This is a genomic window from Gluconobacter oxydans, from assembly GCF_006539685.1.
GTDB lineage: Bacteria > Pseudomonadota > Alphaproteobacteria > Acetobacterales > Acetobacteraceae > Gluconobacter > Gluconobacter oxydans.
This window is the reverse complement of sequence record NZ_BJNM01000051.1, coordinates 1-7,478: the sequence shown is the minus strand read 5'-3', so window position 1 is coordinate 7,478 and position 7,478 is coordinate 1. Positions and strand designations below refer to the sequence as shown.

10 protein-coding genes are annotated in these 7,478 nt (G+C 59.3%); 6 read left to right on the top strand and 4 right to left on the bottom strand.

The genetic code is table 11. The features are described from left to right. From ssb to GOX01_RS11865, 4 genes are all read left to right on the top strand, one after another. The coding region (gene ssb, locus GOX01_RS11880; protein ID WP_141259262.1) for a single-stranded DNA-binding protein at window positions 1–306 on the top strand (306 nt) is incomplete at its 5' end. A gap of 93 nt (window positions 307–399) precedes the next feature. Beyond that, on the top strand, window positions 400–672 hold the full coding sequence (locus GOX01_RS11875; protein WP_024717183.1) for a hypothetical protein: 273 nt from the start codon (window positions 400–402) through the stop codon (window positions 670–672). 1,222 nt (window positions 673–1,894) lie between these two features. After that, entirely contained in the window at window positions 1,895–2,551 is a 657-nt protein-coding gene (locus GOX01_RS11870; protein ID WP_010504850.1) for a hypothetical protein, read from the top strand. A 92-nt stretch (window positions 2,552–2,643) separates the two neighbouring features. Beyond that, window positions 2,644–2,865 (top strand): hypothetical protein, encoded by a 222-nt coding sequence (locus GOX01_RS11865; protein WP_011251535.1) that lies wholly within the window; start codon window positions 2,644–2,646, stop codon window positions 2,863–2,865. Window positions 2,866–3,026: 161 nt separating this feature from the next. Here GOX01_RS11865 and GOX01_RS11860 read toward each other — a convergent pair whose 3' ends face one another. From GOX01_RS11860 to GOX01_RS11845, 4 genes are all read right to left on the bottom strand, one after another. Further along, the gene (locus GOX01_RS11860; RefSeq protein WP_062269104.1) at window positions 3,027–3,671 is read right to left on the bottom strand and encodes a hypothetical protein; all 645 of its coding nucleotides are present in this window, start codon (window positions 3,669–3,671) and stop codon (window positions 3,027–3,029) included. Further along, window positions 3,668–4,561, bottom strand: coding sequence for a hypothetical protein (locus GOX01_RS11855; protein WP_131973942.1), 894 nt, complete (start codon window positions 4,559–4,561; stop codon window positions 3,668–3,670). Before GOX01_RS11855 ends, GOX01_RS11860 begins: the two co-directional genes overlap by 4 nt. Then, on the bottom strand, window positions 4,486–5,295 hold the full coding sequence (locus tag GOX01_RS11850; RefSeq protein ID WP_062269100.1) for a hypothetical protein: 810 nt from the start codon (window positions 5,293–5,295) through the stop codon (window positions 4,486–4,488). Before GOX01_RS11850 ends, GOX01_RS11855 begins: the two co-directional genes overlap by 76 nt. Before the next feature lie 92 nt (window positions 5,296–5,387). Beyond that, window positions 5,388–6,167: a hypothetical protein gene (locus GOX01_RS11845; protein ID WP_141259261.1), complete on the bottom strand. Its 780-nt coding sequence runs from the start codon at window positions 6,165–6,167 to the stop codon at window positions 5,388–5,390. A 395-nt stretch (window positions 6,168–6,562) separates the two neighbouring features. Between GOX01_RS11845 and GOX01_RS11840 the strand changes: the two genes are divergently transcribed. Beyond that, window positions 6,563–6,814, top strand: a complete 252-nt coding sequence (locus GOX01_RS11840) for a type II toxin-antitoxin system prevent-host-death family antitoxin (protein WP_131973940.1) — start codon at window positions 6,563–6,565, stop codon at window positions 6,812–6,814. Beyond that, entirely contained in the window at window positions 6,811–7,230 is a 420-nt protein-coding gene (locus GOX01_RS11835; protein ID WP_062269093.1) for a hypothetical protein, read from the top strand. Before GOX01_RS11840 ends, GOX01_RS11835 begins: the two co-directional genes overlap by 4 nt. Window positions 7,231–7,478: the final 248 nt, after the last annotated feature.

Sequence of the window (7,478 nt, the reverse complement as noted above, 5' to 3'; positions counted from 1 at the left end):
GAGACTTGGAATGACCGCCAGAGCGGCGAACGCCGTGAGCGCACCGAATGGCACCGTGTCGTCATTTTCAATGAGCGTCTGGGGGACGTCGCAGATCGGTTCCTCCGTAAAGGTCGCAAGGTCTATCTCGAAGGCGAACTCCGCACCCGCAAGTGGACCGGTCAGGACGGTCAGGAGCACTACACGACAGAAGTTGTCGTTGACCGGTTCAAGGGTGAACTGGTTCTGCTGGATAGCAACCGCGGAAGCGAAGGAGGCGGCTGGGGCCAGTCGGATGAGGAACGGGACGATCAGGCGCCATTCTAAGGTACGCAGTTCACTACACGGTCCTGCCAAAGGACCGTCCCCGTTCACTCTCCTCACAGGAACCGGCGCTATGACCACCGAAGAGACTTTTCCATGATGCTGCCGACACTGCCTCCCAGACCTCCCACTTCAACGCAGCACACAACCGAGCGCGTGAAGCTTTTCGCGAGCGGCTGCCAGAGCCTTGCGCTGGCAATCCTCGGGGCGGGGATTGTGGCTCCGCTCTTCACGGGAGCGGCCGTTCCAATGTGGCAGCGTCTGGCAGCCGCGCTCGCCGCCGCCGCTTTTGAAATTGCCGCGTGGACGCTTCTGGGCTATATTCCGAACACTGAGGTCACGCCAACGGAGACCGAACATGATGAATGAGTTTTTCCCAAACCTGCTGATGATGCTCGCCGCGTTCGCAGGTGGCTGCGCTCTTTTCGGCTGGATTGCTAGCCGGTTACTCCCGACCGCCAGCCCACGACAGAAACGGCATAGTCCTTCCTGACAAAACGACACAGGCGGCCTCCGGGCCGCTTTTTTTTGTCCGCTCGTTTAGTTCAATCAGGCGGACGCGCCTCGCCGGCGCGAGTTTTGATGCCCCCAGTGCTCGCCCCCCACAGGGGGGCTGCGCCAGGACAGAGAAAAAGACTAGACTGGCCCCATGTCACGACAAACAGTCATCCGCGTCGGTGCGCTGAGCATCCAGATCGCCATCCTTCTCCTGATCTGGCAGGGCTTTCTGCATCCCATCAGGGGAGGTCTGCTCGTGCTTGCTGTCGGGTTTGTAGCGTTCTTCTTCACACGGGACTCTTCAGGCAGAAATCAGGGCCATAGGTAGAAAAAGCAAAAGAAGGGACAGGGCGGCCCTGAAGGGTTCGTTCACTCTATCTCACTAGGCTCCTGCGTCGCCAAGTTCGACCGAGCCACAGGGTCCAGCCGCCCTCAACCGGGCGTCTGGACCCTGCGTCTCGGCCCTTCCGGGTAACGGTTCACCCGCATTCTTTCCTCTGAGCGAACGGTCTCGGACTGGGTGATCGGTTCGTGAGACGGCTCCTCGTCCCTCCCGAACGGTCCTGAAGGACCGCCCGGGAGGGCCGTTCCACGACAGCGTCCTCGCATCCAGCATTCAGTCTGACAGTCGCCGTGCCAGTCCGTAAAGCCTCTCCGCGACCCTCGGCGGCAGGTGTCAGGCCCGCATCTGCTGCAGGGCCGCACGCGACCCCGCATCAGCCGCAAGCCTGCCCCCCTTGCTCAGGACGCTCCGGGCTTGACGGCCTGTCCCGTCGCCCGTCTTGGCCGGTGGCAGGATGGGCTCAGGAAAACGCCACCTCCCTTCCACTCTCGTCGCCGTCAGTGTGCTCGCCGCACGGGCAGGATGGGTCTAGGAAAACGACAGGTATTCATGAAGTAATCAAGTAATTTTTTTACTTGTCATTCAAAAATAAATCGCGCTTTATGGCGGTTTTCTGGGTCTTTTCTCTTGCAGGAAAAAGCCAAAAAGGCTATCTTTTACTTGTCGAGAGGGATTGGCCCTCAAGACAAAGCGCCCCGAACGGTGTTCGAGCACCGAACGGGACTTCGCTAGACTAGAAAGGGTAGTTTCATGTCCGACGCATCCAACACCATGTCCCAGAACGCTTCTCAGGGCAACTATTCCCCCGCCGCTGTCCGTCGCTTCAGTGAAGCCCAACGCCGCACCAAGGCTCTTGCCTCTCCGGGTCTGGCCGACATTCTCCGCCTCGTTCCGTCTGACGATCAGATGGCTAAAATCGTGCTGGCTTTCGGCGTTGAGGCCGGTGACGTTGACGAGCTGACCGGGGCAGGGTCCAACATGGTGCGCGAGCAATACGACCTGATGTTTCCCATCCTTGTGACCTATATCCGGGGCGAGCAGAATTTCAACGGTCTGCGGATGCACCTTGACCGCGTGGTGGATGGTCTCATCCGGTCTGCCTATGGTGCCGCAAACTTCTATGAAAACCGCCGCATGATCGCCAAGGATGCCGCAGACAGCTACGCCAACGGCGACCGCGACGAAGACCGCATGGGCGTGGATGGTGCAGATAACCGCGTGGACGGCCTGCGCCGCATCGCCGCCGAGAATGGCGCGAAGGCTTACGCGCTGTCCTGCGTCGCTTCCGGCGCATGTGCCGCCTATGAGGAACTGATGGGTCAGGCATGGAAGCCTTACACCCGCGACAATGGCCGCAGCCTCTCCCGTGACGTCGCCGCCGTTCAGGCCGACGCCATGGGCTTCTAAGTCAAGCCCGCCGCGCCCACAGGGCGCGGCCTCTTCCTGTCCCTTTGCACATCGAAGAGCGGCCGGCCCCGCCCGGTCGTGGAGCCTGTCCCATGTCTCACGCACTCGCCCAATATGTCCCCGACGCCAGCGCCAAGAGCCTCCCCCTGAGAAGGCTGGAGCATCTTGCGCGTGGCTTTGCCATCGCGGACGCCCTCATGACCTTTCTGGAAAATACCCGCTTTGATTCCAGCATCGAGAAGGCCGCAGAGGATGCGCGCGCCGCAGGTGCCACCCCCGAGGAGATCCGGGCCGCCTCGAACGGCCTCGCCTGATCGGCCTCGGCCAGGTCCACACACGCAAGAGGCGGTTCCCCTGGGAGCCGCCTTTTTTGTTGTCCGGTCAGACCGCGCCAAAATGGACACAACCGCGCAAGCGCGGCTGTGAAGTATATTGCGTCAGGGCTTCGCCCTGGCCCGGGTGTGCAAGAGTTCGCTCAGGACTTCGGCAGGATCGGCGGCGGGACAATCTGACACCATGACGCGCCCTTCGTGTCGAATGCTTGATGTTCCTCACAATAACGGCCTACACGCGCAGCATAGCCGTCATATGTGTAACCGGATGCAAAGCCGAGCCCTATCAGCATCGCCCCAGCCAGTGTCATCCGCACATAGGCGCGCCATCGCGCTTCCTTGTAGAACTGGCGCTCATGCGTCGGAATTTCCGTCCGCAGCTGGTCGAAAACTTCCTTGCGCAGCTCCGAGGTCACGCCAGAGACGATTCGCCCGAGGGTAGCCTGCAATTCGCGGTCTCGAAACAGTTCCTGTTTCTCGACATTCCGCGCCGCGACTTCCCCCAGCTTTTCGACCTGCTGACGGCTTTCGATGAACTGGTCCCGCAGGGTAGTCTGTTCCTGCTTCGCCATCTCGATGATGTCGCGGGCTTCTCCTCTGAAATCCTGCATTTCATAAGCGCACGATAGAACAACCTGCGCAAAGGCATCCATGCCTTTGCGTTGCGCTCTGATCCAGCGCCCCAGAGGGGAATGTTCATCAATGCCATCCAGTCGCGCGGCTTCTTCCATCAGCCGCCCCGCTTCGGCTAATCCGTCAAGCGTTGCCTTCTTTTCTGGTTCACTCATGTCCGGACCTCCGTATCATGCAGCGTAACTTTCTGAAGTCCCGCCCCGGTGCCGCGTTCAGTGGTCCAACGCCGAGCATGTGCTGCACGAATGACCAGCTGCATGCACATGAACGGCGTGGCTTCATGGATCAGGTCATTGGCAAGAGATTGGAAAAGCTCCCAGTCTTTGGACGAGAATAGCGACACATCCTGAGGAAAGGCGCGTTCGGGATTGTTCTTGTAAAGCGGTGAGGGGGTCGCGCCAAAATGACGCATCAGGGCCGCCGCATCTGCCGGGCTCGCCTCCACGTCAAATGCCGTCAGAGCCTCTGGAGGAAGATCGGGCTGATGGGCGTAGTGACTTTCATCGCCAAAGAAGATTGGGGTGTCCGGTGGAGCGCAGTCATCCCGAAGATCGAACGTCAACGAGACTGGATAGACTGTTGCCATGGGCCTGCCATGGATTTTCATGCGCGGACGGTAGTCTGCATAATGCAACATCCCGCGCTGCCCTGACTGATCCGCGATTACCAGAAATCCACAGCGGGTCGGCACGCTGTTTTTTCGAAGCGGCGGAAGCCGCTCCGTTCCATTGGGTTCCCACTCCCAGAACGATACCCCCACCGGAAACCGGATGGTGGAGAGGGAGCGGATGGTGACGCCGAGATCGGTCACATCAAGATGCTCAGCTTCCCCCACCGCATTGTAACAGACGAAGTGTTGCTCTCCGTCAGCGAGAAGGTCGAGAAATCTCCGGTTGCCAATCCCTCCAAAGGGATTAGCGCCTGTTTTCAGCCGGTCGAGCAGATCCGGCTCGGATTTGCGGCTCCGTCTCATGGCAGCCAGTCTTCGATGCCCGCATCCGAGATGTTTTCCTCGATTTTCTCCAGCCAGTTTTTGACAAGCCACTGACGCATCGGACCGAGGGGCGTTCCGTCCTGTCCCGGCTTACCCGCGGCGGCGTCATGGAAAGTCAGGCCACTCGCCAGCACTTCTTTCATGCAGGATAGCTTTGGAATCCGCAGGAATTCGGTTTCCATCCCCGCCACGTTCATAAGACGCTCATCGTTCATGATCGGGTTGAAAATAGTGTCCGGCTTATGCCCGGCCGGAACGGTCCATTCGTTGAGGACGATGATGCCACGGCGGGGCCGGAACTGGCCGCTGGCCCACAGCTTTTCAAGGTAGGCGATATCACCGGGCTGGGAGCCGCACATGAACAGGCCTGTGACCGGAACACCCACGGCATCCGCCGCACCGATGATGTCATCTTCGGCGGCCCATTCCTCCAAGGTTCTGTCACCACCCCCAATGTCGATTAGCAGAGATGATTTGCGCATCGCCGCTTCGTTGAAGCTGTTGGCAAACCACTCTTTCAGGTGGCCGGCTTCCTCGTTTGACGGGCAAGGAAGCCCGTGAGTTTTATAAATCTCCTTGAACAGGGAAATGCCGGGGTTACGAACATCTCCGTCCCCCAGAAGAAGAGGCCGCCCCTGAAAAATGGCTCGTTCCGCAAGCGGAGCGAGGCAAGTCGTTCCACCAAGATTTCCACGTCCAGCCTTGATCAGGGAGCGTAGTTCGAGAGACTTCGTAATCGCCTCATGCAGCTCAGGCGTTGAAAGGCGTTTTGGTTTTTCGGTCACATTGGATTCCTGACATTGAATGATCCGCCAGAGACGGCTCGATCATTTTCCCAGATCCCGTTGTGAGTGCAGACAGCGCAGGTAGGCGCGGATTAGCGTCCGATCTTCATTTTCAAAAGACAGAACATCGCTTTGAGAGGTTTACTCCGTTCGCGCGGGGGGATGACCTCAATCATGGGTAGGCAGGCGAGTGCCCATTCCCGGTCTCTGTCAAAGAAGGATCGGCGCGGCAGACCCGGCATCTGCTCGAAGTCGAGTTTGCCCTCGGGAGTTCGCCCAGAAGCATCAAGCGGCATGAGGGCTTCAAGTGGCAGATCCTTCGGCATTCCTGCGGGACGTGGACCAACATAGGGCGGTGGCAGAGGAGTATCCTGATCCTTGCCATAGCGTGGAGCCTGTTTTCTCATGACAACGAACTCGGCCACCTGCCCAATTTTCACGGCAGGAGCGGCCGCACGTTCTTCTGACGGGGCGGCTTCACTCCGTGCGTCTGAGGTCGTTTCAGGATACAGGACTGATCGACTGCGATCGCGAGCGTCCTGTAACTGATTTTTGCGCACGTCCGCATCGGCTTCCGCCATGCGACGATTCAGCGCGTCCCGTCCTTCAGCATCATGCTGCTTTTGTGCCTGAGAGGCTGCGCGGGCTGCGGCACGAGCTGCCAAAGCTGTGTTGCGGGCTTCTTCTTTTTGCCTTTGCATCGCACTGACAGCCTTGCGGACACGGTACCACGTACTGCGGACAGTCGCAGGCTTTGGCGGCTCTCCATTCACATTCGTAAGACCAGCGGATTCAGCTGCTTCGCTCATCTTCTGCCAGCGAACTTTCTTACCTGTGATGGCCTGCGACATCGCCTCGTAATTGTTCGTCATCCACTGAAAAAGCGGCGAATGCGCCCATGTTCCGCGCTGACAGCCCAGCAATGCGGTGAACATCGCACCATCGGTTCCCCCCACTGCCATCGCTGCACTCATGTCTGCGTCCTTCCTCGTTGAGCTACGCCTAGCATTATCCTCGCATCGTGTCAAAGATCGTGCCGTTATCGCTGCGCTGTCGTTCTAAGATCGAGGCAAGATCGTTGCAGGTTTTTTCTTTTTCCATATACAAATGCACCCTTTCGGGTGCGGTCCCTGCGGGACCATCAGGCAACCGGCTCAGGGGACGCCGTCCGATGCTCTTGAGAGGGTGCTTTCCGTCGTGCTGTAATTGCTGTATATCATGTCAAAGACAGCAATGATGTATGTCTAGCCCAGACGGGAGCCCGAGAATGCGTACCTTTTCAACCAGTGATCTGTCCCGGAAGTCGGGAGACATTATCGCCAGCGCGCTCCAGGGACCGATCGCCATCAGCCAGCGCGGAAAGCCTCGTCTGGTGGTGTTGAGTGTCGAGCAGTACGAGGCGCTCAGACAGTCGCAGCCCGACCGCCGCGTGTCTGGAGCTACAGCCGATATGCCCGCCGATCTGGCAGAGGATGTCGCGCAGGCGATTGATGCGTTCCTGTCTCCGGACAAGCGATGACCGTGAGCGCCGTGTTCGAGCCCGGTACGGTTCTGCACTACCCCTATCTGTGGCACTGGCAGGATGCACAGGGTGAGACAGAGGGGCGCAAGGACCGGCCAGTCGCCGTAGCCGTGCTGTTCGTCGGCCGGGATGGTCAGGACTATGTTCTGCTGCTGCCTCTCACCACGCAGAAGCCAGCGGAGGGACGACAGGCCATCGAGATCCCGGCAACAGAGAAGCCGCGTGCGGCGCTCGATCAGAACCGCAGTCAGTGGCTCATGCTGGATGAGTACAATCTCGATCCGGTCAAGGGCTCGTATTACCTTCGGCAGTCCGCCGTGACAGGGCAGTTCAGCAAGGCGTTCATGCAGACGGTTCTGGAGCAGTTTCGCAGCCTGTTCCCGCAGGCAAGGCGTGTGGCCCGTCATCCCTGACGCGTCCTGCTGACCCCCGCCGACCGCACTCACAACCCAGGATGGGAGAATGCCTCTTTCAGTAAGAAGGAGCTGACCATCCGTGTCTGACGTCGAAGACTTTACGCTGCCTCACCCCCTCAAGGGGCAGAGCCAGTTTGAACTGCTTGTCATGACCCGTCTTAACCAGTTCGGGGAAATGCTTGCCCAGATCCATCAGCTGGTCAGCCCGCCTGATACGCCACAGGAGGGAGAGGGCCTGCACGAGG

Coding starts and splice junctions, on each gene's coding strand:
- GOX01_RS11865 (WP_011251535.1), top strand. CDS start 2,644: ATGTCTCACGCACTCGCCCAATATGTCCCCGACGCCAGCGCCAAGAGC.
- GOX01_RS11845 (WP_141259261.1), bottom strand. CDS start 6,167: ATGACGAACAATTACGAGGCGATGTCGCAGGCCATCACAGGTAAGAAA.
- GOX01_RS11875 (WP_024717183.1), top strand. CDS start 400: ATGATGCTGCCGACACTGCCTCCCAGACCTCCCACTTCAACGCAGCAC.
- GOX01_RS11860 (WP_062269104.1), bottom strand. CDS start 3,671: ATGAGTGAACCAGAAAAGAAGGCAACGCTTGACGGATTAGCCGAAGCG.
- GOX01_RS11835 (WP_062269093.1), top strand. CDS start 6,811: ATGACCGTGAGCGCCGTGTTCGAGCCCGGTACGGTTCTGCACTACCCC.
- GOX01_RS11840 (WP_131973940.1), top strand. CDS start 6,563: ATGCGTACCTTTTCAACCAGTGATCTGTCCCGGAAGTCGGGAGACATT.
- GOX01_RS11870 (WP_010504850.1), top strand. CDS start 1,895: ATGTCCGACGCATCCAACACCATGTCCCAGAACGCTTCTCAGGGCAAC.